Consider the following 24,737-nt stretch of genomic DNA (forward strand, 5'->3'; position numbering starts at 1 on the left):
ATTAGGTATGTGTAACAATTGGCTATTAACGCAAGCTTACAGACTCCAGCGCTAACAGCGATAAACAGACAACCGGCTTGGTTAATTCCCCTGAATCTTCGGAAGAATCGAAGAAGAGGTTTTCACGTTCCGGCTTTCCCCAACGGCAAGGGCAATTGTTAACTGCTCAGCCATATCGGGGTTCATCTCAGACAACACATCGGCCATTTTGCGGGGTTGCATCTGTTTGACAACTTTCAGCATGATATCTAGGTCCAACCGATCAAAGATCCGTGCAGCATTTTTCGCTTTCATGCTCTCATAAATTTGAACAAGGTCGAGGATTTCTTGCGCGGCCTGCTCTTCTTTGCGCTCAACTTCTGAATCGATCGTGGCCTTCAAAGCCTTGAGTTCCTGAAACTGCTTGTTCAAACGCGCTTCGGCTGCAGCAAGCACCTGCTCACGCAACTCCAGTTCCTTCTCAAACTTGTTCAGTGCGTCCCGGCGATTCCCTAAACTGTTCAGCACCGCCAACTCAGAAACAGTGTTGGTTGGTACGCCGCTTTCTATGACAGCACTTGTATTTTGAGCAACTTGGATAGACCGTACATGTGAAGAGTTTGAAGGCGCATCAGAAACAGGCGTTTCAGTACTGGCAACCTCCACAGGCTCAGATTGCTGCGCATCTGCCACACGAATAGCCCCAATCGAGTAGGTACCTCCAAGAAAAAGCCCCAGCACCTTTAAAAGGAGAAGTGCGCTACCAGCAAAAACAACGATTGGTAGAAGCCTTAGTTTCATGCCACGCGGTCCTGAGCTTGCCTGCGAAAGCGCTCGATACGCGCCGCAGACTCATTGGCAGCTTCACTAATCCCGCGAGCAACAGAACGCGACTTGCTTTTAGGCGCAGGCGGTTGGCGTACATCGCTCTCTTGCTCGGCAATAATTCCAGCCACGAGCCCTTCAGCAGCAGTTTCATAGGTCCGTGAGGTGGCCGATGCTGGTGTACCAGCACGCGAAGCATGGTCCGCAAGAGCGCGGTCAGCAACACCGCCAACACGGTCCAGCACATCTTCTCCAGCCCCTAACTGATCGGAGAGCTTACGCGAAACAGCCTCTGCCTCACCCAGACGAGCGCCTAAAGTTCGGTCTGCATTTCCTGCGGTGGACTTGAGCCCCATAATGGCGCGCTCTGCAATTTCAGTTGCTGTGATCAACTCTGAGATCGTAGCGCGCAAGGATTCTTCATCAGAGCGCAAACGGCTCAAACGCTGATTCAGCCTCCAGCAATAGCTGATGGTGACCACAAGAAGAACTGCAACAATGCATTCAATGATAAGACCGAGGGTCATAGCTAGCTTGTCTCCAGTTCGTTTTGCAGGGACTTTTCAAAAGCGGCAAGTGTCATTTTGGATTGTTTTAATTTCTTCGAAATCTCAATGGAAATTCGGTCATCAACATGCCCCATCAGGCCCTCCGTCAATGCCACTCCCCCGCATTTCACCTGCACAGGATCACGTGGGCCAGTGTCAAACAACAATGTTTGCCCCACTTCCAGATTCAACACCCGTTGCAACGGGATTGTATTTTCGTAAAGCACTGCATCAACTTGCACTTCTGAGGAGTAAACCTCTGTCGCAAGGTGCTCTTCCCAAATGGAATCACGCCCGAACTTTTCCCCCATGAACATCTGCAGCAGCAGGTCACGGATTGGTTCAAGGGTCGCATAGGGCAGCACAATCTCCACCTTACCGCCACGGTCTTCCATATCGATACGCAGCTCAACCATGATGGCTGCATTCGCAGGCCGCGAGATCGCAGCAAAGCGCGGATTGGTTTCAAGGCGTTCCAGCGGGAAACTGACAGGCGAAAGCGGACCAAACGCCTGTTCTGCATCCAGCAGGATAATCTCAATCATCCGGCGCACCAGATTACTTTCGATCGTCGTATATGGTCGTCCTTCAACCCGTGTTGGAGAAGACCCCCGACCACCGCCAAGCAACACATCAATAATGGAATAAATCAGAGAGCTTTCAACGGTAACAAGCCCAAAGCCATCCCATTCTTTTGCCTTGAACACGCCAAGGATTGCAGGCAGCGGAATAGAGTTGAGGTAATCACCAAAGCGCACGTTGGTCATGGAGTCTAAAGAGACTTCTACATTGTCCGACGTAAAGTTGCGTAAAGAAGTCGTGGTCAGCCGCACCAAACGGTCAAACACGATTTCTAGCATGGGCAAACGCTCATAGGACACCATCGCCGAGTTGATGAGGGCACGAATGCCACCTTCATCACCGGTCAGCGACCCATCCAGCGTAAAGCCGAGCAGGTTATCAATTTCTTCCTGATTAAGGATACGGTCGGCACCGCGAGAAGCACTCTCAAGATCAGGCTCACTGTCATCAATCATTGCAGCCCATTGGGCCGCAGCTTCTTCGCCGCCTTCTACGCCTTGCTCTTGAAGCGCCGCGCCCCACGCAGCTGCAAGGTCCTCATCGCTATCTCCACTACCATTTTCGGGAAGAGTATCGGTATCTGACATATGCCGCTCCCCTACTGAATCAGGATCTCTTTAAAGAGAACCCCTTCAACTCTGGCTGGATAGATTGCAGAATTAATGCGGCGCAGCAGTTGTTCCTTCAAACGAAACAAACCAGCAGAGCCTTCAAGGTCGGCTGGACGAAGCTCGCGCAAATAAATCTGAAAGGCATCAAGAATACGGGGCAGATAGGGCTCCACCTGAGCAACCATACTGGCGCTCTCTACCTCAAGGGCAATACGCACCTTCAAATAAGTGGTGCGACCTTGAGTGGACAGGTTCACCGTCATTTCTGGCAGATCGTAAAAAACAACAGGCCGGGTTTCAGTCTGACCCAGAGTACCGCCACCTCTTTGGACGGTGGTACCCTCGCCTAGATTAAACAGGTCCAGGACATAGGCACCGCCCACACCAACGGTTAACAGTAAAGCGCCAACAATCGCGCCGATAACGACCTTGCGCTTGCCGACCTTACCATCATCCTTGGTATTTTGCAGTTCCGGATCTGCCATTTTTGCGTCCCGCCACATCGCAATCAAAGGTTTAACGACTGTTAATACTAATTAAATGATTAACGAAGATTACCAATTGGTTAATACCACCTTACTAAGCAATTTTTGCCTGCTAGGAAATTAAAGTAGGCATCTTTTATCAGGTACTTAACAGATATTTTGCATTCGCCCCTCTCAAAACAGCAGAAAACCGCCAAAGCTCGAAACTGGCACAACTTATGCAAGTACTGGTGTGCGGCAGGTCTGAATGGACTTACTGCAATGCTGGGGAGCATAAAATGGAAAACGCACAGCTTATCGGCTTGTCACGTCAAAGTGCCCTTCGAAGGAACTTGGATGTGGTGGCCAACAATCTGGCAAACGTCAATACGACTGGCTACAAAGCGCAAAGGCTTCTCTTTGAGGAGTTTCTTATGCCGACGGCTCAGGCAACTGAGTTTCAGCGCCCGGACCGTCCGCTTTCTTTTGCCCAGGACGTGGGCACAGCAACCGTGATGACGCAGGGCTCAATTCGTCTTACAGGCAATCCACTTGATCTTGCGATTGAAGGCGATGGGTACCTTGCTGTAACTGACGCTGACGGTGAGCAACTATACACCCGCGCAGGCAGCCTAGCGATCGACCCGGACGGCACGCTCGTGACCGATGGCGGTCTTCCTGTTATGGCAGAGGGCGCTCCAGTTCAAATCAACCTTGAAGACACTGAAATCACCATCACCAAAGACGGCATGATTTCCACCCCTCAAGCACAACTCGGTCGCCTCGACATCTACACGTTCGAAGACAACCAGACACTTCAGCACGCTGGTGCAAACCTGCTTTCCGGCTCCAACCCAATTCTGGCAGAGAGCCCGACCGTCATCCAAGGAGCTCTGGAAGGTTCCAACGTGGAAGGCGTTCGAGAAATCTCCCGCATGATTGATATCACCCGCCAATATCAAAGCGTATCCAAGATGATGTCGCAGCGCAACGAACTCCGCCAGCGCTCCATCCGCGAACTTGGATCAGTTGAAGCTTAAGGAACACCACAATGAAAGCCCTACACATCGCCGCCACCGGCATGAAAGCGCAAGAATTAAACGTCGAAGTCATCTCCAACAACGTCGCAAACATGCGCACCACCGGCTATAAACGCCAACGCGCAGACTTTCAGGACCTGCTTTACGAAAACCAACGTCGTATGGGCACCGAAACCTCTGATGCTGGAACAATTGTCCCAAATGGCGTTCAGATCGGCTCGGGCGTACGCACTGTTGCAACGACCCGTATCATGTCTGCTGGCCCAGTAACACAGACTGGCAACGAGTATGACGTATCAATTCGCGGAGAAGGTTTCTTCCAAATTGAGCGCCCCGATGGCACTACAGGTTACACGCGCGACGGCTCCTTTGCACGCTCTCAGACTGGCGAGCTGGTTACCAAGGACGGCTACCGTGTCCAGCCAGGCATCACCCTTCCAGACAACGCCCGTGACGTTACAATCAACGCTGAAGGCCTTGTTCAAGCAATGGATGACAACGAGCAGATTCTGAATCTTGGGCAGCTAGAAATCGCGCGCTTTACAAACAAAGCGGGTCTGGAAGCAATTGGCGACAACCTCTTCCTTGAGACCCCGGCCAGTGGCCCTGCGCAAGTCAACAACCCGGCTTCTGCTGGCTACGGAGATATCTTGCAGCTCCACCTTGAAGCGTCCAACGTTGACGCCGTGAACGAGCTGACTGATTTGATTTCCGCACAGCGCGCCTACGAGATGAACTCAAAAATCATCAAGGCAGCCGACGAGATGTACTCCACGACCACGAACCTTCGCTAAGGGGCTGATCTGATGAGAAAGCTGGCGACCACATTCTTTGCAGGCCTGATGGCACTGGCAGCAGGCAACGCATTCGCCGCACCAACATTGCGTCCGACAGTCAACGTCACCGGCCCGATTGTCACGATCGGAGATTTCTATTCAGAAGCTGGCGATCTGGCGGCAACTCCAATCTTTCGCAGCCCAGATCTTGGAACCACAGGTAACGTCTCCGCACTCATCATCGCACAACAGGCCCAAGCCGCTGGTTTCATTCAGGCTGGTACAGATGGCCTGACAACCGTCAGTGTCCACCGCCTTTCCATCCCGGTGGATGAAGCCCTGATCTCCGATATTTTGCGCAATGCATTTGCAGAGCGTGCAAACACTCAGCCAGATCAGATCGATATTTCCTACACCTCTTTGCTGCCGATGAACCTGCAAGCAGATGCCAATGCCGTCTCCCCGCTAACAATTGGACACATCAACTGGTCCCCGCGCACAGCACGCTTCAAGGCAATTCTCAACGTTGTGCAGGAAGGCCAAAGCAAACCACTCTCCGTGACCGGAAGCGCCTCCCAGGTGATCTCCATCGCCACTTTGGCGCGCAATATGGACCGCGGAGCAATCATCACAGCCAATGATATTCGTCAGGAACGCAAACCTGCCTACCCCTACGCACGTCGAGAGCTTCTTGCTGCAAATGAATTGATTGGGATGGAAGTGCGCCGAAATATTCGCGCCGGGTCCACTCTCTCGCCAAAAGATGTCAGCACGCCGGTTCTCATAAAGCGCGGAGCAAAGGTAACAGTGATTTACAAGGTTCCTGGCATGAACATTTCAACCCAAGGCAAAGCCAGATCAGAAGGTGGTAAAAATGACCTCATCGAGATCATCAACCCTATCTCGCAAAAAGTGATCCTGGCCGAGGTAATCGCCAAAAACATGGCTGTTGTAACAACGACAAACACGCAGGTCGCTGCCGTACTGGAGAACCGCTGATGTTCAAAACCTCTTCAGTAAGCAAACTCAAGCATGGCGCAGTACTGATTATCGCCCTTCTTGCACTCGCGGGTTGTGAAACTGCCGACAAGCTTTCCAAAGTCGGGCAGGAACCTGAACTCACGGCCATTCAGGACCCGCGCAGTCAGCCTGGGTATCGCCCGGTGCAGATGCCAATGCCGATGAAAGAAACAGAGCGATACAACGCCAACTCTCTTTGGCGCACCGGCAATCGCGCATTCTTTCAGGACCAGCGCGCCAAACGTATCGGTGACATCGTGACCGTCAAAGTCACGATCTCCGACAAAGCAGCCTTCGCGAACACATCACGAAGTGCAAGAAGCGACGCTAAAGACGCTGGCGCAGGCGGTGCGATCGGCACAGCTATTGATGAGTTCATCCTGCCATCTGGCACCTCTGCGGACGCCCTGGCCTCAATCAGCAGCTCCGACACCTTCCAGGGCAGCGGGTCAATTGACAGAACAGAAAGCCTTGAAACGACTGTCGCAGCGGTGGTGACGCAGGTTCTGCCAAACTCTAACCTGGTTATCGAAGGTCGACAGGAAGTACGCGTCAATCACGAGGTGCGTGAGTTGATTGTTGCAGGTGTCGTACGCCCGCAAGATATCGCTTCCGACAACACAGTTGAAAGCACAAAGATCGCAGAAGCGCGCATAGGCTATGGCGGGCGCGGACAGCTCTCCATCGCGCAGCAACCGCGATACGGCAGTCAGGTACTCGATATTATCCTGCCATTTTAAGCTTCAAAGACCTAAGCCGCTCAATAAGCTCCCCAGCTTGAGCGGCCCATAAAGCGAGCTCGGCACATTGCTCCCCAGCATGCCGAGCTCGTTTACTCTTGCAAGCGACGGCACAACAAAGGCTCGGCAGCCACACTTCAAAATGAAACAAGGGAAGCACAGCAATGCCGCGCTCCCCTTGCAAAGTTACATTCCAAAATGCGGTTACAATTTAAGGACCACAGCTTGAAAGGTGATATTCAGTCCCCCCAAAAAATCAATCATCCCGATAGATTTTCTCGCGACGCTCATGAGCCTCCTGCGCCTCAATGGAGAGCGTTGCGATAGGCCGAGCATCCAAACGGCGCACAGAGATTGGTTCACCAGTCTCCACACAGTAGCCGTAGGATCCGTCTTCAATGCGAGCAAGAGCATCGTCGATTTTAGAAATCAACTTTCTTTGCCTGTCACGCGCACGTAGCTCAATCGACCGATCGGTTTCAGAAGAAGCACGATCAGCCAGATCTGGGTGATTTGTGCTTTCTTCCTGAAGCGCAGCAAGGGTCTCCTTGCTCTCCTTCAGAATATCTTCCCTCCACGCAAGCAGCTTTCTACGAAAGTACTCGCGCTGTTGGTCGTTCATGAATGGTTCATCCGAAGATGGACGATAATCAATTGCGACATCAACTGCCATCTGAAACTCCGCCTATTTATATTGGCGGCTGGAATATAACGAGAGGATGGTAAAACAACAATCTACTAAAAAGGTGAAATTATCAAAGAATGCAATTATTCATTGTATTCAGCAACTTATGCAGTTGGAAACCTGAATTCCTATCACGGTATAATGGGTTATTCTACGTAATGCCCAAGCTTTGCTAGCTCGATTCTTGCACGCAGCTCAATATCTTCAACAACCTTGTCTAAACCCGGATTGCCACTCTTGATGCGCATCGACAGGTTTCCGACAAGCCGCTCAAGGCGCTCTGGCTGGACCTGTCCTTGCAAGAGATCTATGCGCAGTGCGTCCAGCTGGTCCAGCAATTGGTTCCCATGCTGCACCGCCCTGCTACGGTCATCCACCTGCACGTCCATTTGCTGGAGCGACAATAAAGAATCGACGCCCTGCAGCGAGGGCGTAGGCACACCGGTAGACGATTGAGCAACAGCAGGAGTGTCCTCTTCCAGTGCAAATGCACCAGCTTGCTCCCCGTCAGATCCTTTACGACGTTTCGTGCCCACTTTACTCGTGGAGTTCAGACCAGAAACTGGAGTGCTACGTACAAGCAAGGCTTCCCCCTCAGAGCTTTAAATTGAAACAAATGGGCCGACCCGAACAGATTTGCCGGGCAGTCGATATAAAAAACCTTAGCAAGCAGGCAACAATTGCCGTATCGAAATTTGCTAGGCTTCAAGCGTTATCCACCTCCTACTAAAATTACCCAATAGAAACAAGGCATTAAAAAATGAAAGACTGCACACCGTAAGTGGCATAGTTTTCGCATATCAATGACGAGTATGAACTGTACAGCTGGGTATCTATGCGCTCCATCGCACAATTAAGCAGAATCGCTGCAACCGCCTTACTGGTCTTTTTGATCGCGGCCCTTCCGGGCAACGCAGCATCAAGGATCAAGGATATTGCCGATTTTGAAGGCATTCGAGACAACCAGTTGATCGGATATGGTCTGGTGGTCGGCCTCCAAGGCACTGGCGACTCTTTGAATGCCTCGCCATTCACCCGGCAATCTTTGCAGGCAATGCTGGAGCGCCTAGGCGTAAACACAAACGAGGCTGACTTAAACACCAAAAACACAGCTGCCGTCATGGTGACAGCAAACTTGCCAGCATTCTCAACACAAGGCACACGCATTGATGTCACTGTGAGCGCTTTGGGTGATTCAAAGAACCTACAGGGCGGCACTCTGCTGGTCACCCCGTTGATGGGCGCGGATGGCGAAGCCTATGCCATCGCGCAGGGTTCACTGGCGATCGCAGGTTTTGCAGCGCAAGGGGAAGCAGCTTCCGTGGTACGCGGCGTTCCAACCTCTGGCCGCATTCCAAATGGCGCGCTGGTTGAACGCGAAGTTGAGTTTAATCTGTCTTCACTCAGTACAATTCGGCTCGCCCTGCGCAACCCGGACCTGACCACATCCCGCCGTATTGCAGTCGCCGTCAACGAGCTTATTGGCCTGCCAACAGCAGAACCATTGGACCCGGCGACAGTTCGCCTGACACTGCCAAAGCAGTTCGACGGCAACATTGTTGATCTCATCACGGATATCGAGCAGCTCATTGTGGAACCGGACCTGCCAGCAAAAATCGTCATTGACGAAAGCTCGGGCATTATTGTTATGGGCCAGCAGGTGAAAGTCTCAACCGTTGCGGTGGCGCAAGGCAATTTGACTGTAACCATCGCAGAATCGCCAGAGGTGGTGCAGCCACTCCCATTCTCGCAAGGGCAAACAGCGGTCGTCCCACGCTCCAACGTTCAAGTGACCGAAGACGAGCGTCAGCTGGCACTGGTCAACGAAACAATCACACTTCAGCAGCTCGTAGATGGCCTGAACGCTCTTGGTATCGGACCAAGAGACCTCATCTCCATTTTGCAAGCGATCAAGGCAGCCGGTGCCCTTCAGGCCGAAATCGAGGTTCTCTGATGCTAGAGCAAGCACAACTTCCCTCACCCGCATTAACAACCTCAACGCAAATGATGGCCAGTGCGAACGCCAGAAAGCCTGAGACCGCTCACACGCCAACAGCAAGTGCAGACCCGCTGATGAAAAAAGCCGTCGAGTTCGAGGCCGTGTTTCTCAATGAGATGCTGCAGAACATGTTTACAGGCTTGGACAACGGCGGAACATTTGGAACAGAAGAAGGCTCAGATGCGTGGAAATCCATGTTGATTAACGAATATGCCAACACCTTGTCGCAATCTGGCAATATTGGCATTGCTGAATCTGTTCACTCCCAGCTCCTACAAATTCAAGAGACCTCAACATGACCACTCAGCACGACACTGACATTGTTCAAAGTACAGTATCGTTTGAAGAAGAGCCTATTCAAACCCGTGTGCAAGCTGAAGTCTTTTGCGAGAGCTTTGAGACCGCAGTTGAGAACCTGGTCAGCATCATCGAGGCAGAGACTAATCTCTTGCGCGATGGCCAAATTTCTGAGCTTCCGACAGTTACCCCCAGAAAAAATGCGGCTATTGAATCTTACCTGTCGGGCATCAGGGTCGCGAGCGCCAACGCAATTGCTCTGGGAAACCTGGCTCCGCAATCTATTCAACGTATGCGCGAACGTCACGGAAACCTGCGCCCAATTCTTCAGCGTAACCTGCAAGTTGTTTCTACGGCACGTACAGTTACGGATAACGTTATAGAGACCGTCGCCAAGGCAGTTGGTTCCCAATTAAAAACAAAGGGTTACACGGCAAACGGCGTCATGACTACGCCCCAGAGATCCGCACAGGGGATTGCTGTTAACCAAACCCTTTAGAGCACTCAAAATTAGCCGTGCATATTAACGATTATTCTTGAGAACCGCGCGAACGCCCATAAAAAATCATGGGTTTCCTGCGGTTTTTAGTGGTATTTCTCTAAATATTTAGTAAACTTAACCCGTTAATATTAATATTTCATAAGAATATTCCCCATAAAGTTGTGTAATATTTTACACGTGGGGGAAATTATGGAAATCGTCGCACAACGACCAACGCTTCTACATCAAGCGCTTTCGACGCAAGTCGCACCAGTCAAGTCAGAAACCGAACAAGTTAAGACTGAACTGTCAGGCGCACGCGCAGTCACAGCCTCAGCAGAGACAATTGAGAACCAGACCACAACCGATAAGCCGTTCAAGTCGGATTCGCGTCGGGTCGACGTGCAAACCATACCGCAGTCCAACTCAGAGGATACACGCGTCGTTCGTGCCTATAACTTTGATGAGGAATCGCAGGAGCTGGTTTATTCATTGACGCAAGAACCCGATGGCGATGTTATTTACGAACTTCCCTCTCAGATCACGCGTCGCATTCAGGCCTTCGTTGACGAAATCATTCAGATGCAGGAAACACGCAGCCTTGGTGGTGAAGTCAAAGACACAGCCAAAGCTGCTCCGGAAGCCGAGAGCGCTGCACCAACACGGGCATAGCCGCACCTCGCGACTTATCCCCGTATCTGCAAATATTTATCCCCTCTGGAGTCTTGCCGCCCCCGCAGCAAGGCTCTTTTTTTGTCTGCCCCCTATCGCCAGCAGAAAACGCCCCAAGGGGAAAGACCGTAAAGGCTCGCACACTCGCCAACTGCTCTTGCTCTGCCTTAACAAGGCAGATCAGGCAGAGGTCAATACGAGCCAGGGCAGAAAGCGCAACGCAAACCCAGCAACGCTCGCTCACGCATAAATCGCAAAGCAACGCACACAGCAACGCAAACCCCAGCACAAAGAAAAACGCGCCCCAAAAGAGCGCGTTCTCCAAACTCAAATCTGTTAAAAAGCTTAGCCGATCAACTGAAGAACAGACTGATTGGACTGAGCTGCCAGAGCCAGTGTAGAGGTAGCGATCTGATTCTGCGTATTCAAAGCAGAAAGGTTCGCACCTTCAAGGTTGGTATCTGCAAGAGTAAGTTTTCCAGCACCAACTTCCAAAGTATTAATTAGGTCTGCAGTAAAGTCCTGACGATTCTCAACAATGGTAAGGTTCGTGCCGAAGGTAGAAGCCTGCGAGCGGACGGTAGAAATTGCCCTATCCAACTCCTCAAGAGACTGGTCAATACCTGCAGTCGTTTCCCAAGCACCAATAGCGCTCTCCGCTACTGCTGAGCCATTAAAGCTGGCATTACCCCCGACATCAACATCAGAAGAATCAACCTGGTTAAAGGCGATACCGTTAGCGGTAGTTGCGTCCGTATCTGCGGTAGCTGAGTAGATCTCAAGCTTTCCATCTTCGATAACTGCCTTGGTACCAGACCCTAGTCCATCAATAGCAGCAATCAGGTCATCTACGGTGGTATCGGCGGCAATAGTTAACATGTCAGCCGCACCAGCTTCGTTCAAATCCGCTGTGATCTTATCTGTTACATCAAAACCATCGATATCAGTGAGCAATGTAGAACCTGAGATCTGATCGGAACCGAAGTCGATACTTGTAACCTGATAGTCACCTTCAGCCAATTCGTCGAGGAACAACCCTTCAGCACTTCCCAAATCGGTATAATCAACTGCCGAAATCGTAAGGTTTGAAGATCCATCCTCATTGAACTTTACATCAACATCGTTGCCGTCACCAGCAAGCAAGTTCTTACCTTTATAGCCAGAATCCTTAGCGATGTCCTGAATCTGAGTACGCAGTTCGTTAAACTGTTTTTCATATACAGCGCGCTCTTCAAGATCGTCGGTCTGTGCAGCCTGATTGGCTTTTGCTTTTGCAGAGTCAAGCAAATCTGAAATTGAACTAAGTCCAGCATCAGCTGCTTCTACAGTAGATACCGACTGACCGATATCATCCTGAAGATTAGCCAGATCAGATGCGCGAGCATTTAGACCTGATGCAGTGAAAAATGAGTTCGGATTATCAAGCGCAGAGTTAACTTCCTTACCAGTTGCAAGACGTTCCTGCGTTTGAGAAATCAATGATGCGGTATTCTGCAAGGTACTAAGATTAGAACGCACTGCAGCGGTTAGTGTAATATCAGCCATTATATTTTCCCTTCTAGGACAATGAATGACCCATCCTGGGTCACAACTACAGCGATTACTCACTGAGTTTTAAGTGGGTACAATTACCCGTCCTACGAGTAAAGGGCTGAACCTGTTAATAGGACCTTAATAAATCAGAGATTGCAGCACTCGCAAAACCTACTGACAGAAACCAACATAATTAAATTTTTAATTTCAACGATTTATCGATTTGATGGCCGCCGACACACCCCCAATTTTGCCTGTGCATATTTCACAGGTTACGAGCCTTCCCTCCTTCAATCAGACCCACAATTCCAGCGCGACTCAAGTACTTGAGCGCCATCACTCATCCCTGTGCAATACAACACACTTATTTCCACCTTTTCCGCTGAATATCATGCAAATTTTAACTAGATTAACCCTTTGGTTGCCATCATACTGAATAGTGATTTGAAGGAGGCTATATGGCACTGAAGGTTGAATTAAAGCCGGGAGAAAAACTAATTGTTGGTGAGACGCTTATCACCAACGACAAGCAACGTGCACGCTTTTTTATTCAAGGAGATGCACCTATTCTCCGCGAAAAGGATATCCTTCTTCCAGACCATGCAAAAACGATAGCACAACAGGTATATCTTGCAGTACAGGTTATGTACTTAAAGCAGGATATTACGGTCACGCAAAAAGTATACTTCGACATTATCGGTCAGATCCTGGAGGCCGCCCCAAGCACACGCGACCTTATCAGCGACATCAGCACAGCAATATTGCAAGAAGAGCTCTACAAAGCCCTCAAACTTGCCAAGAAACTGATTGAATATGAAAGGACTTTGATAAGTCATGTATCAACAAGCAACGCAGGCGTATCAGCAGTCCGCCAACACCTCGGTCTCGACGGACCCGAGGGCACTGGAAGCTGAAGCCCTGATGAAAGCTGCAGCCCGCCTTGCGGTATTACAACGCAAGTGGGACACTGTCACGCGTGAAGAGCGCAATGATGCACTGATATTCAACCGCACGCTCTGGACAGTTTTTGTGACCGACGTAACCTCTGAAACCAGCCAGCATCCGCTTGAACTTCAAAACAATATCGCCAACCTCGCACTCTTTATCTTCAACAGAACAGTTGAGATGATGGGAGGGGCAGAGCCGAAGGCACTTGAGACGATGATCAACATCAACAAGTCTCTGGCAGCCGGCTTAAGAGGCCAAAAAGCCACCGCATAATATAAAAAAGCCTCCGTTTCAGGAGGCTTTTTCTTATCTCAGAAAATTTGTAATACTGAGTCCCAGAAGCATGGCAGTCGCCTGATATGATGCTTCCAGATTTGTACTCAAGACAGCAATTTCCGTTCCAACCTCAGTCTTGTCGACATTCTCAAGGCCAGTCAGAGTATTTTGATAGGAAAGCGTAAGCTGATCTTGGCGATCAACAGTGCGGGACAGCGTCGCATTCACCACCGACATCTCCACAGCCACACTCTGCACACCCGAGTTTGTATTACCTGAAGCAGAGAGGGCGTCCTCACTACGTTCTGCTAAGGTACTGTAATAGCTAATAGCTAGCGCTTCACTCTCAGGGTCATCCGGCACCGCTGCTGTAAAGTCTGCAGCTATAAACACTGCCATATTCTGCAGAAGCTCTGAGAACTCAGATTCATTTGCACGCGCGCCATATTCCACGCTCACATCATCGTCAATCTGCACAATTTTGTCGGAACGCGGGTCACTGTCATCATCATAGCCAGTATACCACTCCACCAAAAGGTCAGTTGCAGTTTCATAGCCCGAACCGTCTGCCAACGGCACCAGCGGAGCCGGATCAGGACGCCCATGGTTGCCAAAAAACTCTTCACCTGCCTGAATATCAGCAACAGCACGCAGATCTGTCTGGGCGATATCACTGATCGCCGCATCAAAAGCAGCCTTCGCATTTTGAGCACTTTCAAGGGTGGGATCTGTCCCAGTCCCAATCAGGAACGTCCCACTACCTGCTTCCGTGTCGTCCGTTGCCGTCAACTGGATCACCTTTGTCGTCCCGTCAGGCAACCCCAGCTCAACCTCAATCACATCCCCAACAACCGGTGTATCAGTAAACTCAAACACCCCCTGCACGCCTTCAGGATTGGCCGGATCAGTCAGGTCCTCAGGCACAACTGACGTCGTAACGTCTGGTGAAGTCGCAGAAATGGAGTTGATGGTGAACCCGAAACCCTCAACATTGTCCTGCTGAAGCGTCAGCGTCGGTACGCCGCTAGGTGCCGTAACATTGGATTCAATGCGGCCATTTTCGGAAGTACCCATATGAGCATTCTCATAACGCTCCATAAGCTCCTTCAGGCCGAGCTGTCCATTCTGCCCGTCCATAATGACATCCATCGAAGCCACCGGCGGCTCAGTCGCCCCAAGGCCGCCAAACAGATAGTAGCCGTTCACCTCAGAATTAAGCACCGAGATGGTCTCAAGCATCATAATTTCAGTTGCTTGCTGGCTCGTCGTTTGCCCACTGGTAGTCAGCGTATAGTTGTTGTCATCAATGGCACTCACACTTTCAGAACGCATCTGTTCCATGTGTTCCAGAGATTCGCCCATAACCTCCAACTGGATGCTCGCCAGCGTGTTGGAATCCTCATAAACCTCAATGCTGGAGATCTCGCGTCGCAGCTCAAGCGCCATACGAGAATCTGCACTAATGCCGCCATACGTCTGCGACTTTAATCCAGACGCTAATTGAACAGACTTATTCTCCAACTGCGCTTTCTGCTGCATAAGGAGGTCAAGCATATAACTATGAGATTTTGAATAACCAATTGTAGTCATAAGGAAAACCCGATCCTAAAAGGACACTACGCTATTGAAAAGAGAGTATCATAGATTTCGTCGATTGCAGTCAAGACACGCGCATTTGCAGCATAAGCATTCTGCAATTCGGTAAGTTTCACGAGTTCTTCGTCCACATCGACCTTGTAGCTGTTTTCATAGGCAACTTGAGCAATGCTGGTCACAGTACCACTGTTGAGCTCCGCAGTTGCCGCCGCGCTCGCAATCTGACTTTGCTTCGCCACCGTCTCAATCGCAAAATCTGATATTGTTCCGACATACGGAGAATTTTTGGCACCAATCCCTGAACTTGGAGAGAAAATGAACTCCGTTTGAGTCAGTCGATCTTTCAAGAGACTTACGCGCTCAGAACTTGGATCATCACCGCCGCCCACCAGAAGGCTTGGATCATTCAGCACAGCAAGATTAATTACCATGCGTTGCGCAAACCCTTCTTCCTGCCCCCCATCTTCCAGCGCCCCGGTATAGGGTATGCCGCCATCTTTGGAATCCATAAAGAGAGGAATTTCCGAACCATCCTCGGCTGTCACTGTTCGCGTATTTTTTGCTATAAGGCCAGTTATTTCAATCGTACCGGAACTGGTTGGCGTCAAGATGCTCAGCTCACCACTGGCATCAACGGAAACATCGAACCCAGTCCCCAAAGCACTCGAGATCTGGCTTTCCAGCGAGGCGGTTGTTGCAGGGATCACAATCCCATGAACGATATCGTCGGAGTCAGCTGTCACATCAGAGGAAAGCGGCAAAAGACTTGCATCTGTAACAGCCACAAAGCTGACCTTACGCAGCTCTCCATTGACTTCAAACTCAAGTTCAATCGTATCACCGGACGACATGAGATTAGAGGTGTCAACACTCATACCAGTTGCAGCAGGAGGAACGCCGCCATCATCTGCAGCAACGCCTTCACTGACCTGCTGAGACAATGCAAGCGCCATCTGGCTTGCCAACTCATCCAGACGAGCCTGCGTTTCAGGCAGGGTCGTGTCACGCAGCTCCACCAACGCACCAATACTGCCACTTTGCAGGTCATACTGGGAGAGCGTCATCACAGAACCAGAAGGCGACACCAGCTCAATCGGGTTCCCTTCCACGCCCACCCCAAGAGTTGGACTGGCAGTAAATTTCAATTCAGAAGCACGGCCATCGTAAAGCGTCAAACCGGTGGGTGTTGTAATACCCAACAGACCATCATCACCAACGCTGATCTCAACATCCATCTTCTCAGTCAGCGCATGCAGCTGCACATCCAACTGATCTTCCAGATGAACCGTTGAACGCCCCGCAGACCGCTCAGCCACAATACTATCTTCCAGGCTCTCAATTTCCTGAAGGAGAGAATTGACCTTACTCACTTCATCAGCAATTGAAGCGTCAGAATCCCGGCGCAGCTCCTGCACTTCCTCAGCGGAGTTGTTGATTACATTGGTCAGTTCAACAGCTGCACTCACGGCAACTTCTTGAGTACTTTGAGAGCTCGGATCCGTCGCCAATGCCGTTAACGCATTCGTGAAGTCGTTCATGAGACTTGGGATAGAGGATGCATCCCCAACGACCCCGAACATTTGGTCCAACCGCTCGATATAGTCGTTGTACTGCGTTGCAAACGAAAAATCGCTCAAACTCTCCCAATAAGAAGACTGCAGCTGGGTATTGACCTGCCGGGTGACTTGGTTAGTCAAGACAGAGGAGGTCGAACCCGTTGAATTGTAGACTTCTGTGCCGACAATCGTCTTGAGCGTATATCCATCAACATTCGCATTCGCGATGTTTTGTGATGTGACCACAAGCTGCGCTTTTGTAAGCGACAAGCCCGACATCGCCGCATTAAGAGCTGAACTCAGTCCCATGCCTTAACTCCCCAAAGCAATGAGGCAGACAACCGCCTGCCTCATACACAACAGATTATCGAACGATATTAAGGACCGTATCCAGCATCTCGTTTGCAGTAGATAGAACCTTGGAGTTCGCTGAATAAGCCTGCTGGGTGATAATCAGCTTAGAGAACTCCTCTGCGATATCAGCATTCGAGCTTTCAAGCGCATTTGAGCGGATCGTTGCACCGCTGTCAAAATCAGGTTCACCAGATGTGGATGTCGCTGAGAATGCAGCACCGTCTACCCGTTGCAGTTCCTGCTCCGCAGAAAAAGTGGCTATAGCAACCTTAAACAACTGCTGAGATTTGTCATTGGAATACATCCCAATAACATTACCTTCCGCATCAACCATGATATCTTGCAAGGCACCTGATGGATAACCGTCCTGCTCAACATCAATACTCGTGGCGGTGCCAATGGTATCTTCATATTGGGTCAGGGTATCCAAGCCAAAGTTAAAGCTTATATCACCCGCGCTGACGCCATTCACCTCTAGATCAGTCACATCAACGACGCCTGAAGCTGGCGTAATCAGACGCCCTCCAGCATCAAAAGTCATATCACTGATGGCTTCCCAGGCAACCTCGTCACCAGAAGCACTTGGATCAGTGTTGTAATAAAGTGTCCAGTTATTCTCCGCGTTCAGCGCCCAGCGCATCTCCACGTTGATAGCGGTACCATTGTTATCGTATAAGGTAACCTGACCGCCCGAGATGGAAGAGCTTATAAACTCATCAGCTTTATCTGCGGTCACCACGGTTCGATCAACCGTACCGCCAGCAGTCAGCGGCTGGGCTGTCAAGTTCATACTAACAAGACTGGCAGGCGGAGTAGCGCTTGCCTGTGTCACCTGAAGATCATCGAATGATGAGATACTGATTTCCCCGGTACTTGTGAGCTCAGCGGTGACGCCATGCATACTATTCAACTGGTCCAGCAACTCTTGAACAGTGGTGTCAGCATCAATATCGAAAGTCACATCATCATTCAGGTTCAGGCTAAGCGTAAGAGTATCGCCAGCGATAAACTGGGTAGAATCCGCTAGTTTATCAGTAGCCGTTAAAGCGACAGGAGGAACCATACCATCATTCAAGGCAGGCGTCGTTTGAGTATCAGGATCGGAAAACACTCCCAAGTCCACATACTGCGAATTCTCGATCTCTTCGTCATAGTTGCCTGTGGTTGGTGTAGAAGGCAGGTTTGCCTGATATTCAACCTCGGTGGACGCTTCCGCTGGCATCGGGGTGTCAGATATCTGTATCGGCTCCGACTGGTCACCAACCGCACCCGTCGCTGGATTAATGGGATAGCCCTGCAAGAAATAACCAGCAGAGTTTACCAGATAACCCTCAGTATCCATCACAAAGTCACCCGCACGAGTGTAGTAACTCTCAGGCGTTTGCTGTGTCAGACCATCATTGTTTGTGACTAGAAAATAACCAGATCCATTGATAGCCATGTAGGTATTACTATCCGCAGATGTGATATCGCCAGCTAGGTAATTCGTCGCCCGTGAACTCGCCATAACGGTGCCCGCAACCTGCTCACTCTGATTATTACCAGAGCTCGCCACAAGGTCCGAAAAGCTTGTATCCAAACGCTTGTAACCAGTCGTAGAAGAGTTTGCTACGTTGCCGGAAATATTCTCCAGCGCTGTAGACTGTGCTTCCAAACCAGTCGTCGCAGCATTAATTGCACCATAAATACTCATCGAGCCCACCTAAATTCAAAACTCACCGAAGCTGTCGCAGCCTTTTGCAGACAAAATAAGCAACTTACGTGCCAACTTTAACAGAGTTAATTCTCAATATATTTCAATTACTTGAGATCTTAATCCTCTATTAACCATGGGATACGCTGCCCTTACTCGGCAATTAACTCGCCTTACTCGGCATATAATTCCCAGGTAGGTAAAAGAATCCACATGAAGCCGCTAAAGCGGAAGATAAGCCCAATGGCGCACACTCGCAGGTATTGCCCAATAGCTATCAAGAGATTAGTGTTTTCGCCAAATCACGATGTTTAAGCAGGATTTAGCAATGAAATTTGAAGGGACATCCCAATACGTTGCCACAGAAGATCTACGGATCGCGGTCAACGCAGCAATTACCCTTGAACGCCCCCTGCTTGTTAAAGGAGAGCCTGGAACCGGCAAAACTGTCCTGGCGCAAGAAATCGCAGAAAGTCTTGGTAGACCGCTGCTTGAGTGGAACGTCAAGTCCTCAACGAAAGCCCAGCAAGGGCTTTACGAATACGATGCGGTATCACGCCTTAGAGACAGCCAGCTCGGAGATGAGCGCGTCAAGGACATTAAAAACTACATTCGCAAAGGCAAACTCTGGAATGCCTTTGAGATGGACGAGCGCCCGGTTCTTCTGATTGACGAAATTGATAAGGCAGACATTGAATTTCCAAACGATCTCTTGCAAGAACTCGATCGAATGGAGTTCTACGTCTATGAGACTGGTGAGACAATAAAAGCCAGACAACGCCCAATTGTTATAATCACATCTAACAATGAGAAAGACCTGCCAGACGCCTTCCTGCGTCGCTGCTTCTTTCACTTCATCAAGTTCCCAGATGAGGGAACAATGCGTGAAATCGTGAACGTCCACTTTGGCAACATCAAAGACAGGCTTCTCAAAGAAGCGCTGAGTTCTTTCTACAATCTGCGCGATATCCCAGGGCTTAAAAAGAAGCCCTCAACCTCAGAGCTTCTGGACTGGATCAAGCTGCTCTTGAATGAAGATATCGACCCTGAAACTTTGAAGGAAAAGGAAAACCGCAAGGTGATCCCTCCACTGCACGGGGCATTGCTGAAGAATGAGCAGGACGTCCATCTATTTGAACGCCTTGCATTCATGAACCACCGCTAACTCCGGCACGACTTGGCAATATAATGAACCAGAATAACAAGTCAGTGCTCATGAACCCACGCAAAATATGCAACGCGTTCAACTTTCTTGTTGCGGGCTGCCTATTGTCTTTAGGCAGCCCGCACGTTCATCCAGCGCAGGCCAACAACACAGTATCTGAAAGCCTTTTGTACCAACCGCACACCTTATACAGCGGCTGGCGCAAAGACATTGATACCCTGACACATTTTACAGGCATGTTTTGCCCAGACTACATTGGTAGGCTTTCCAGATCAGCAATCGTTCCTGACCTGAAGGAGCTTGGTACCGGGTGCGTCTATGAGACTGAAAATGGAGACATCAAAGTCATTTTCCGACGCCACAAGAAAGACACCTCAGCAACGCTCATCAACAACTTCAAAAGTGGCTACACCAAAAGCAAGTTCACACTGCTCAAAATGGACACCCCAACCAACGAAGTTGCCTTCCAAACCGAGACAATTTCGCGCGTAGGACGTATTGAGAGCTTTTCTGCATACACTGCTCCTGCCGCAGACTATACAGTCTGGACCTCAATCTCTTCCGCACTTCCTATGAGCGAACTAGATACAATCAGAGTACTCTTCAAGAAACTCACAGTGCGTATTGAGCGGCAACAAAGCTCACGGTAACCTGCATTCAGCTTCAAACGAACGAGCAATCAATGGCCACGGCTGAGTATATTTTTTCGTGCAACACGCATACGATTGAATAAATTCTTCCAAACACTTGAGGGAGCAGCTTGTGCTCCACTACCCATGTCATTGCTCGTATCTATCAGTGAATATTGATCATCTTTAAATGCATGTTTCACAAATAAATAATTCAGTAATAACGAACAAAAAACCCCATACTATTAGGGGAATACTATTCACTTTCCAATTCATCAAAAAAAATGTAGGTTTCAAACGGAACCAAATAAAGTAAATCGAAAATAAGTCCATATCAATTTGCTGCGTCGCAATACAACACAGCAATAAAAATGCAATTTAATATATCTCTACCTCTTAGGAAGATAAAGTAATAACGCATATATGGAGAATGACCTATGCTTCGCTTAATGCTGCTGCGTCATGCAAAATCTGACTGGAATGACGAGGGTGTCCATGATCATGATCGCTCCCTCAACTCCAGTGGCTGGAAAGCCGCAGCACGGGTCGGTGCCCACATCCACCAACACAAACTTCACCCTAAGCTAATACTCTGCTCCACTGCATTACGCACGCGGCAAACGCTCATGGAGATAATGCCTTACCTTCGCTGTGATACCCGCATCCAGCTTTTGCGCGATCTCTACAATTCCAGTGATGCAGACTACATCGACACAATTCGCGCCTTTGGTGGCGGTTACGACACAGCCCTCGTTATAGGGCACAACACAGCTATTCAGGACACAGCGCTTGAGCTGACTGGAAAGGGCAACCCAGAGTATATGCAGCAGATGCAGTCTAAATTCCCAACCTCTGCACTTGCAATGATTGACTTTGAGGAACACCGTTGGTCAGAAATTGAACGCCGGAAGGGTCGCATCGTCTCGTTCTTCCAGCCCCGACACCTCCAGGCTGTCTCAGGCTCTTAGGCAGGAGATTTTTTCTCCTTTGCGCAATTATTAGCCTTTTAAGATTGCATTCTTCCATAGAACGCACCACATCGTTCTTTGGAGGATGATTTGTGAGCCCACTGAATTCATTATTTAAAACCGCGCAGCTGGCGCTATCTGACGCCCATACTGCATTGGATAATCTGACAGAGTCAGCCATTGACCTGACAGTCCCAAACATTCGCCTCGGCGTCACTGGGTTAGCACGGTCCGGAAAAACGGTCTTCATCTCTGCCCTCGTACATAACCTGACGGCTGGTGGGCGCTTACCTTTGTTTGATGCAGCAGGCACAGGCAGACTGGCACAAGCATACCTACAACCACAACCAGACGACAATGTTCCTCGCTTCAACTACGAAGAGCATGTTGAAACGCTGATCAAGGATCGCCTCTGGCCGGAATCGACCCATCAGATCTCTGAGCTCCGTCTCACGCTGGAATACGAGTCAGCCACGTTTTTTAATCGCCAACTCGGCGGTGGCAAGCTGCATCTTGATATTGTTGATTACCCGGGTGAGTGGCTGCTAGATTTAGTGCTGCTAAAACAGGACTTTCGCCGTTTTTCTGAAGAGGCAATCAAACGCGCAAAGGCGCGGCCAAACCTCTCCAACGACTTCCTCTCAACACTCGCCAGATATCAAAACAATTTGCATGATGAGTTCTCCGAGGACATTGCACGAGAACTAGCATCAACCTTTACTGAATATTTGAGCAGATGTCGGGAAGACGAGAACGCATTATCCATGCTGCCCCCAGGCCGGTTTCTTATGCCTGGAGACATGAAGGGCACGCCCGCCCTCACATTCGCTCCTCTAGACCTAGGTACGATCCAAACCAAACCCAAAGCAAACACACTGCAGGCAATGATGGAGCGTCGTTATGAGGCCTATCGCAAGCATGTGGTCCGTCCATTCTTCAAAAACCACTTTGCTAAACTCGATAGGCAAATTGTTCTGGTCGATGCTTTAACCGCTATCAATGCAGGCCCCGAAGCGCTCCAGGACCTGAACCAAGCGCTCTGCGAAATCATGGGCGCATTCCGGCCTGGCAAGTCCAGCTGGCTCTCTTCCGTATTGCCCCGCCGGATTGATCGCATCTTATTTGCAGCCACAAAAGCAGATCACCTGCGAAGAGAAGATCATGACCACCTGGAGGCATTGCTTAAACAGCTCGTCGATCAGGCAATGAACCGCGCTAAATTTTCTGGTGCAAAGGTCGAAACACTGGCTTTGGCATCTGTACGTGCAACCAGGCAAGCCACAGTGCATCATGAAGGCATAGAAACACCTGCATTGCTTGGCACGCCCTTGCCGGAGGAAACAATCAGCGAGATGATGTTTGACGGAGAAGAGGAAGCTGCGATCTTTCCCGGTGACCTACCTGAGGATCTCAAAGATTTATTCTCGTCACAAGAAGACAGCAACAATTCAGAGGATCGATCTGCGCTGAAATACGTTCGCTTCCGGCCTCCAAAACTAGAACGCACAGCTGAAGGCATCACCTTGTCACTCCCTCACATTCGCCTAGATAGTGCTATGGAATTCTTGTTGGGAGATAAGCTCGCATGACCAGCAAGAAGCCACACCCGCAAAAGCCTCAAGCACGCCGTGCGCCAAAAGCATTCAAGCTGGATGACAGTTCGGTTCGTTTCGAAGGAGAGTTCGCACACGAACCCCTCTCCTCTGAAGCTGTGGTGTCTGAGGAAGAAGAGAACGCAACCGCATTGCCACAACGCGATATCGCACCCGAGCCCAAACCGGCTAGAAGTCGCTGGAGCAGAATTATCGCAATTGGTGGGGGTGGTCTTGTTTCTCTGGCAATTGGCCTGGCAGTCGATAGCCTCATCAGAGATCTCTTTGCCCGTTACGACTGGTTGGGCTGGACAGCCGTGGGGCTCACCGCTCTTGCCGTACTCGGTCTGATCGGACTTTGCTTCAAGGAGTGGCGTGCTCTGTCACGACTGGAGCAGATTGACCACATTCGCGAAGACTTGCAGAGCGCTGCCGAAACCGACAGCCATAAAGACGCTCATCTCGCCCTTCAAAAACTTATGGCGCTCTACTCTGACCGACCGGAAACAGCTCATGGCCGCACTCAGTTAAAGGGCCATATGCAAGAGATTATTGATGGCAGGGATCTGGTAAAACTGGCAGAACGCGACCTGCTGGCACCATTGGACGCACGTGCACGCCTGATTGTGATGGAAAGTGCCAAACGTGTTTCTGTAGTCACGGCTCTTTCTCCAAGAGCACTCGTGGATATCCTTATCGTCCTTTATGAAAACCTTCGCATCGTACGCCGTGTATCCCGCCTTTACGGTGCCCGACCCGGAACGCTTGGTTTCTGGCGTTTAGCACGAGACGTTGCAACTCATTTGGCCGTAACCGGAGGAATGGCAGCAGGTGATAGTTTGCTCGAACAATTCATCGGTCAAGGGTTAGCCGCAAAGCTATCAGCGCGACTGGGAGAAGGGTTGGTGAATGGCTTTCTCACAGCACGCATTGGTGTCGCGGCAATACAGGCTTGCCGCCCAGCTCCGTTTATCGTCACAAAGGGCCCATCTCTCACAGAGCTGATGAGCGAAATCACAAAGTCCGCCCCAGAGGACCTTGCAGATAAAGATTAACGAACATCAAAGCGAAGTTCCACGCCTTGCGTTGTGCGTAGTAAGCTCTGCTCTTACGCAGTACAGGAAACAGGCACGGTGATGATTACACGCAGGGTGAAAGTGGTAGACGCGAACGACCAATGGCCAGAAGACTTTGATCAGGAGCAAAAGGTCCTGCGCGATCTTCTTGGTGAAATCGTTGAGGACATGCATCATATCGGCAGCACATCCGTACCTTACCTTGCTGCAAAGCCGATCATAGATATTCTGCTAGAAGTCTCAGACATCAAGGCACTAGATGCTCAGAGCGCAGAGCTGGCCAATATTGGGTATGTTGCTAAAGGAGAGTACGGCATTGAAGGGCGGCGCTACTTTGAAAAAGGAGGAGATGATCGCACCCATCACCTTCATGCCTTCAAAACCGGAGACCCTCACGTCTATCGACACTTGGCGTTTCGCGATTATTTAAAGGCTCATCCGCAAGTGCGCGAGAAGTATGCTCATCTCAAGAAAAAGACCGCGCTGGCTGTAAACGGAGACGTTGACGGGTACCGTGAAGGAAAGAACGATTTTGTTGAACTTCATTTAGCTAAAGCAATTGACTGGGCAAGAGGCGCCTATTGATCCTTATGCTTTTGCCTAAGGTCTCAATTGGCACTCGACAGGAAGCC

Annotated in this window: 26 protein-coding genes; 16 read left to right on the plus strand and 10 right to left on the minus strand. The window is 50.1% G+C overall.

Annotated features, from left to right (window positions below):
* Window positions 1–81 precede the first annotated feature (81 nt).
* The 4 genes from BMZ51_RS13275 to BMZ51_RS13290 are packed head-to-tail and all read right to left on the minus strand — an operon-like array spanning window position 82 to window position 3,030.
* Window positions 82–780, minus strand: a complete 699-nt coding sequence (locus BMZ51_RS13275; RefSeq protein WP_068002090.1) for a MotE family protein — start codon at window positions 778–780, stop codon at window positions 82–84.
* Entirely contained in the window at window positions 777–1,331 is a 555-nt protein-coding gene (locus tag BMZ51_RS13280; protein WP_068002093.1) for a DUF6468 domain-containing protein, read from the minus strand. The genes BMZ51_RS13275 and BMZ51_RS13280 overlap by 4 nt, the downstream gene beginning before the upstream one ends.
* 2 nt (window positions 1,332–1,333) lie before the next feature.
* Window positions 1,334–2,521, minus strand: coding sequence for a flagellar motor switch protein FliM (gene fliM / locus BMZ51_RS13285; protein ID WP_068002096.1), 1,188 nt, complete (start codon window positions 2,519–2,521; stop codon window positions 1,334–1,336).
* An 11-nt stretch (window positions 2,522–2,532) separates the two neighbouring features.
* Entirely contained in the window at window positions 2,533–3,030 is a 498-nt protein-coding gene (locus BMZ51_RS13290; protein ID WP_068002098.1) for a flagellar basal body-associated FliL family protein, read from the minus strand.
* 278 nt (window positions 3,031–3,308) lie between these two features.
* On the opposite strand from BMZ51_RS13290, the gene flgF reads away from it, so the two are divergent.
* From flgF to flgH, 4 genes are read left to right on the plus strand one after another with little or no spacing between them, the layout of a single operon-like run.
* Entirely contained in the window at window positions 3,309–4,049 is a 741-nt protein-coding gene (gene flgF / locus BMZ51_RS13295; protein ID WP_068002101.1) for a flagellar basal-body rod protein FlgF, read from the plus strand.
* Window positions 4,050–4,060: 11 nt separating this feature from the next.
* A complete protein-coding gene (gene flgG, locus BMZ51_RS13300) occupies window positions 4,061–4,843 on the plus strand; it encodes a flagellar basal-body rod protein FlgG (protein ID WP_068002102.1) in 783 nt (260 codons plus the stop codon).
* Window positions 4,844–4,855: 12 nt separating this feature from the next.
* Window positions 4,856–5,824, plus strand: a complete 969-nt coding sequence (flgA, locus tag BMZ51_RS13305; protein WP_068002103.1) for a flagellar basal body P-ring formation chaperone FlgA — start codon at window positions 4,856–4,858, stop codon at window positions 5,822–5,824.
* The gene (gene flgH / locus BMZ51_RS13310) at window positions 5,824–6,585 is read left to right on the plus strand and encodes a flagellar basal body L-ring protein FlgH (protein WP_068002104.1); all 762 of its coding nucleotides are present in this window, start codon (window positions 5,824–5,826) and stop codon (window positions 6,583–6,585) included. The genes flgA and flgH overlap by 1 nt, the downstream gene beginning before the upstream one ends.
* Before the next feature lie 256 nt (window positions 6,586–6,841).
* Here the strand turns inward: flgH and dksA are convergent, their stop codons facing one another.
* On the minus strand, window positions 6,842–7,258 hold the full coding sequence (gene dksA / locus BMZ51_RS13315) for an RNA polymerase-binding protein DksA (protein ID WP_068002113.1): 417 nt from the start codon (window positions 7,256–7,258) through the stop codon (window positions 6,842–6,844).
* A 158-nt stretch (window positions 7,259–7,416) separates the two neighbouring features.
* Window positions 7,417–7,854 (minus strand): flagellar assembly protein FliX, encoded by a 438-nt coding sequence (locus BMZ51_RS13320; RefSeq protein WP_068002116.1) that lies wholly within the window; start codon window positions 7,852–7,854, stop codon window positions 7,417–7,419.
* A gap of 251 nt (window positions 7,855–8,105) precedes the next feature.
* On the opposite strand from BMZ51_RS13320, the gene BMZ51_RS13325 reads away from it, so the two are divergent.
* The 4 genes from BMZ51_RS13325 to BMZ51_RS13340 all read left to right on the plus strand — a co-directional run bounded on the left by BMZ51_RS13325 (window position 8,106) and on the right by BMZ51_RS13340 (window position 10,719).
* Complete coding sequence (locus BMZ51_RS13325) at window positions 8,106–9,224, plus strand: flagellar basal body P-ring protein FlgI (protein WP_068002119.1); 1,119 nt, start codon at window positions 8,106–8,108, stop codon at window positions 9,222–9,224.
* Entirely contained in the window at window positions 9,224–9,568 is a 345-nt protein-coding gene (locus BMZ51_RS13330) for a rod-binding protein (RefSeq protein ID WP_068002120.1), read from the plus strand. Before BMZ51_RS13325 ends, BMZ51_RS13330 begins: the two co-directional genes overlap by 1 nt.
* Window positions 9,565–10,065 carry a hypothetical protein gene (locus BMZ51_RS13335; RefSeq protein WP_068002121.1) on the plus strand — a complete coding sequence of 167 codons (501 nt, stop codon included), beginning with the start codon at window positions 9,565–9,567 and terminating at the stop codon, window positions 10,063–10,065. The genes BMZ51_RS13330 and BMZ51_RS13335 overlap by 4 nt, the downstream gene beginning before the upstream one ends.
* Window positions 10,066–10,257: 192 nt before the next feature.
* On the plus strand, window positions 10,258–10,719 hold the full coding sequence (locus BMZ51_RS13340; protein ID WP_068002122.1) for a hypothetical protein: 462 nt from the start codon (window positions 10,258–10,260) through the stop codon (window positions 10,717–10,719).
* Window positions 10,720–11,064: 345 nt separating this feature from the next.
* On the opposite strand, the gene BMZ51_RS13345 is transcribed toward BMZ51_RS13340, so the two are convergent.
* Entirely contained in the window at window positions 11,065–12,264 is a 1,200-nt protein-coding gene (locus tag BMZ51_RS13345) for a flagellin (RefSeq protein ID WP_068002124.1), read from the minus strand.
* Between the two features lie 446 nt (window positions 12,265–12,710).
* Here BMZ51_RS13345 and BMZ51_RS13350 point away from each other — a divergent pair, with 446 nt between their 5' ends.
* Together BMZ51_RS13350 and flaF are read left to right on the plus strand one after the other, a co-directional pair.
* Window positions 12,711–13,166 carry a flagellar biosynthesis repressor FlbT gene (locus BMZ51_RS13350; protein WP_068002126.1) on the plus strand — a complete coding sequence of 152 codons (456 nt, stop codon included), beginning with the start codon at window positions 12,711–12,713 and terminating at the stop codon, window positions 13,164–13,166.
* Window positions 13,087–13,473 (plus strand): flagellar biosynthesis regulator FlaF, encoded by a 387-nt coding sequence (flaF, locus tag BMZ51_RS13355; RefSeq protein WP_074882096.1) that lies wholly within the window; start codon window positions 13,087–13,089, stop codon window positions 13,471–13,473. Before BMZ51_RS13350 ends, flaF begins: the two co-directional genes overlap by 80 nt.
* A 33-nt stretch (window positions 13,474–13,506) precedes the next feature.
* On the opposite strand, the gene BMZ51_RS13360 is transcribed toward flaF, so the two are convergent.
* Genes BMZ51_RS13360 through BMZ51_RS13370 form a run of 3 tightly spaced genes read right to left on the minus strand, consistent with a single transcriptional unit; the run spans window position 13,507 to window position 18,675 of the window.
* Window positions 13,507–15,066 carry a hypothetical protein gene (locus tag BMZ51_RS13360; RefSeq protein WP_208979456.1) on the minus strand — a complete coding sequence of 520 codons (1,560 nt, stop codon included), beginning with the start codon at window positions 15,064–15,066 and terminating at the stop codon, window positions 13,507–13,509.
* Between the two features lie 26 nt (window positions 15,067–15,092).
* Complete coding sequence (flgK, locus tag BMZ51_RS13365) at window positions 15,093–16,937, minus strand: flagellar hook-associated protein FlgK (protein WP_068002134.1); 1,845 nt, start codon at window positions 16,935–16,937, stop codon at window positions 15,093–15,095.
* Between the two features lie 55 nt (window positions 16,938–16,992).
* Complete coding sequence (locus tag BMZ51_RS13370) at window positions 16,993–18,675, minus strand: flagellar hook protein FlgE (protein ID WP_068002137.1); 1,683 nt, start codon at window positions 18,673–18,675, stop codon at window positions 16,993–16,995.
* A gap of 328 nt (window positions 18,676–19,003) precedes the next feature.
* Between BMZ51_RS13370 and BMZ51_RS13375 the strand changes: the two genes are divergently transcribed.
* The 6 genes from BMZ51_RS13375 to BMZ51_RS13400 all read left to right on the plus strand — a co-directional run bounded on the left by BMZ51_RS13375 (window position 19,004) and on the right by BMZ51_RS13400 (window position 24,690).
* Complete coding sequence (locus BMZ51_RS13375; protein ID WP_068002140.1) at window positions 19,004–19,840, plus strand: AAA family ATPase; 837 nt, start codon at window positions 19,004–19,006, stop codon at window positions 19,838–19,840.
* A gap of 23 nt (window positions 19,841–19,863) precedes the next feature.
* Entirely contained in the window at window positions 19,864–20,490 is a 627-nt protein-coding gene (locus tag BMZ51_RS13380; protein ID WP_208979457.1) for a hypothetical protein, read from the plus strand.
* 416 nt (window positions 20,491–20,906) lie between these two features.
* A complete protein-coding gene (locus tag BMZ51_RS13385) occupies window positions 20,907–21,437 on the plus strand; it encodes a SixA phosphatase family protein (RefSeq protein WP_068002141.1) in 531 nt (176 codons plus the stop codon).
* 92 nt (window positions 21,438–21,529) lie between these two features.
* Window positions 21,530–23,026 (plus strand): YcjX family GTP-binding protein, encoded by a 1,497-nt coding sequence (locus BMZ51_RS13390; protein WP_068002144.1) that lies wholly within the window; start codon window positions 21,530–21,532, stop codon window positions 23,024–23,026.
* Window positions 23,023–24,084: a YcjF family protein gene (locus BMZ51_RS13395; protein ID WP_068002146.1), complete on the plus strand. Its 1,062-nt coding sequence runs from the start codon at window positions 23,023–23,025 to the stop codon at window positions 24,082–24,084. The genes BMZ51_RS13390 and BMZ51_RS13395 overlap by 4 nt, the downstream gene beginning before the upstream one ends.
* Window positions 24,085–24,165: 81 nt before the next feature.
* On the plus strand, window positions 24,166–24,690 hold the full coding sequence (locus BMZ51_RS13400; protein ID WP_068002147.1) for a GrpB family protein: 525 nt from the start codon (window positions 24,166–24,168) through the stop codon (window positions 24,688–24,690).
* Window positions 24,691–24,737: the final 47 nt, after the last annotated feature.

The sequence above is a fragment of the Pseudovibrio axinellae genome, from assembly GCF_900110875.1.
Lineage (GTDB): Bacteria > Pseudomonadota > Alphaproteobacteria > Rhizobiales > Stappiaceae > Pseudovibrio > Pseudovibrio axinellae.

Coding starts and splice junctions, on each gene's coding strand:
- BMZ51_RS13275 (WP_068002090.1), bottom strand. CDS start 780: ATGAAACTAAGGCTTCTACCAATCGTTGTTTTTGCTGGTAGCGCACTT.
- BMZ51_RS13280 (WP_068002093.1), bottom strand. CDS start 1,331: ATGACCCTCGGTCTTATCATTGAATGCATTGTTGCAGTTCTTCTTGTG.
- fliM (WP_068002096.1), bottom strand. CDS start 2,521: ATGTCAGATACCGATACTCTTCCCGAAAATGGTAGTGGAGATAGCGAT.
- BMZ51_RS13290 (WP_068002098.1), bottom strand. CDS start 3,030: ATGGCAGATCCGGAACTGCAAAATACCAAGGATGATGGTAAGGTCGGC.
- flgF (WP_068002101.1), top strand. CDS start 3,309: ATGGAAAACGCACAGCTTATCGGCTTGTCACGTCAAAGTGCCCTTCGA.
- flgG (WP_068002102.1), top strand. CDS start 4,061: ATGAAAGCCCTACACATCGCCGCCACCGGCATGAAAGCGCAAGAATTA.
- flgA (WP_068002103.1), top strand. CDS start 4,856: ATGAGAAAGCTGGCGACCACATTCTTTGCAGGCCTGATGGCACTGGCA.
- flgH (WP_068002104.1), top strand. CDS start 5,824: ATGTTCAAAACCTCTTCAGTAAGCAAACTCAAGCATGGCGCAGTACTG.
- dksA (WP_068002113.1), bottom strand. CDS start 7,258: ATGGCAGTTGATGTCGCAATTGATTATCGTCCATCTTCGGATGAACCA.
- BMZ51_RS13325 (WP_068002119.1), top strand. CDS start 8,106: ATGCGCTCCATCGCACAATTAAGCAGAATCGCTGCAACCGCCTTACTG.
- BMZ51_RS13330 (WP_068002120.1), top strand. CDS start 9,224: ATGCTAGAGCAAGCACAACTTCCCTCACCCGCATTAACAACCTCAACG.
- BMZ51_RS13335 (WP_068002121.1), top strand. CDS start 9,565: ATGACCACTCAGCACGACACTGACATTGTTCAAAGTACAGTATCGTTT.
- BMZ51_RS13340 (WP_068002122.1), top strand. CDS start 10,258: ATGGAAATCGTCGCACAACGACCAACGCTTCTACATCAAGCGCTTTCG.
- BMZ51_RS13345 (WP_068002124.1), bottom strand. CDS start 12,264: ATGGCTGATATTACACTAACCGCTGCAGTGCGTTCTAATCTTAGTACC.
- BMZ51_RS13350 (WP_068002126.1), top strand. CDS start 12,711: ATGGCACTGAAGGTTGAATTAAAGCCGGGAGAAAAACTAATTGTTGGT.
- flaF (WP_074882096.1), top strand. CDS start 13,087: ATGTATCAACAAGCAACGCAGGCGTATCAGCAGTCCGCCAACACCTCG.
- BMZ51_RS13360 (WP_208979456.1), bottom strand. CDS start 15,066: ATGACTACAATTGGTTATTCAAAATCTCATAGTTATATGCTTGACCTC.
- flgK (WP_068002134.1), bottom strand. CDS start 16,937: ATGGGACTGAGTTCAGCTCTTAATGCGGCGATGTCGGGCTTGTCGCTT.
- BMZ51_RS13370 (WP_068002137.1), bottom strand. CDS start 18,675: ATGAGTATTTATGGTGCAATTAATGCTGCGACGACTGGTTTGGAAGCA.
- BMZ51_RS13375 (WP_068002140.1), top strand. CDS start 19,004: ATGAAATTTGAAGGGACATCCCAATACGTTGCCACAGAAGATCTACGG.
- BMZ51_RS13380 (WP_208979457.1), top strand. CDS start 19,864: ATGAACCAGAATAACAAGTCAGTGCTCATGAACCCACGCAAAATATGC.
- BMZ51_RS13385 (WP_068002141.1), top strand. CDS start 20,907: ATGCTTCGCTTAATGCTGCTGCGTCATGCAAAATCTGACTGGAATGAC.
- BMZ51_RS13395 (WP_068002146.1), top strand. CDS start 23,023: ATGACCAGCAAGAAGCCACACCCGCAAAAGCCTCAAGCACGCCGTGCG.
- BMZ51_RS13400 (WP_068002147.1), top strand. CDS start 24,166: ATGATTACACGCAGGGTGAAAGTGGTAGACGCGAACGACCAATGGCCA.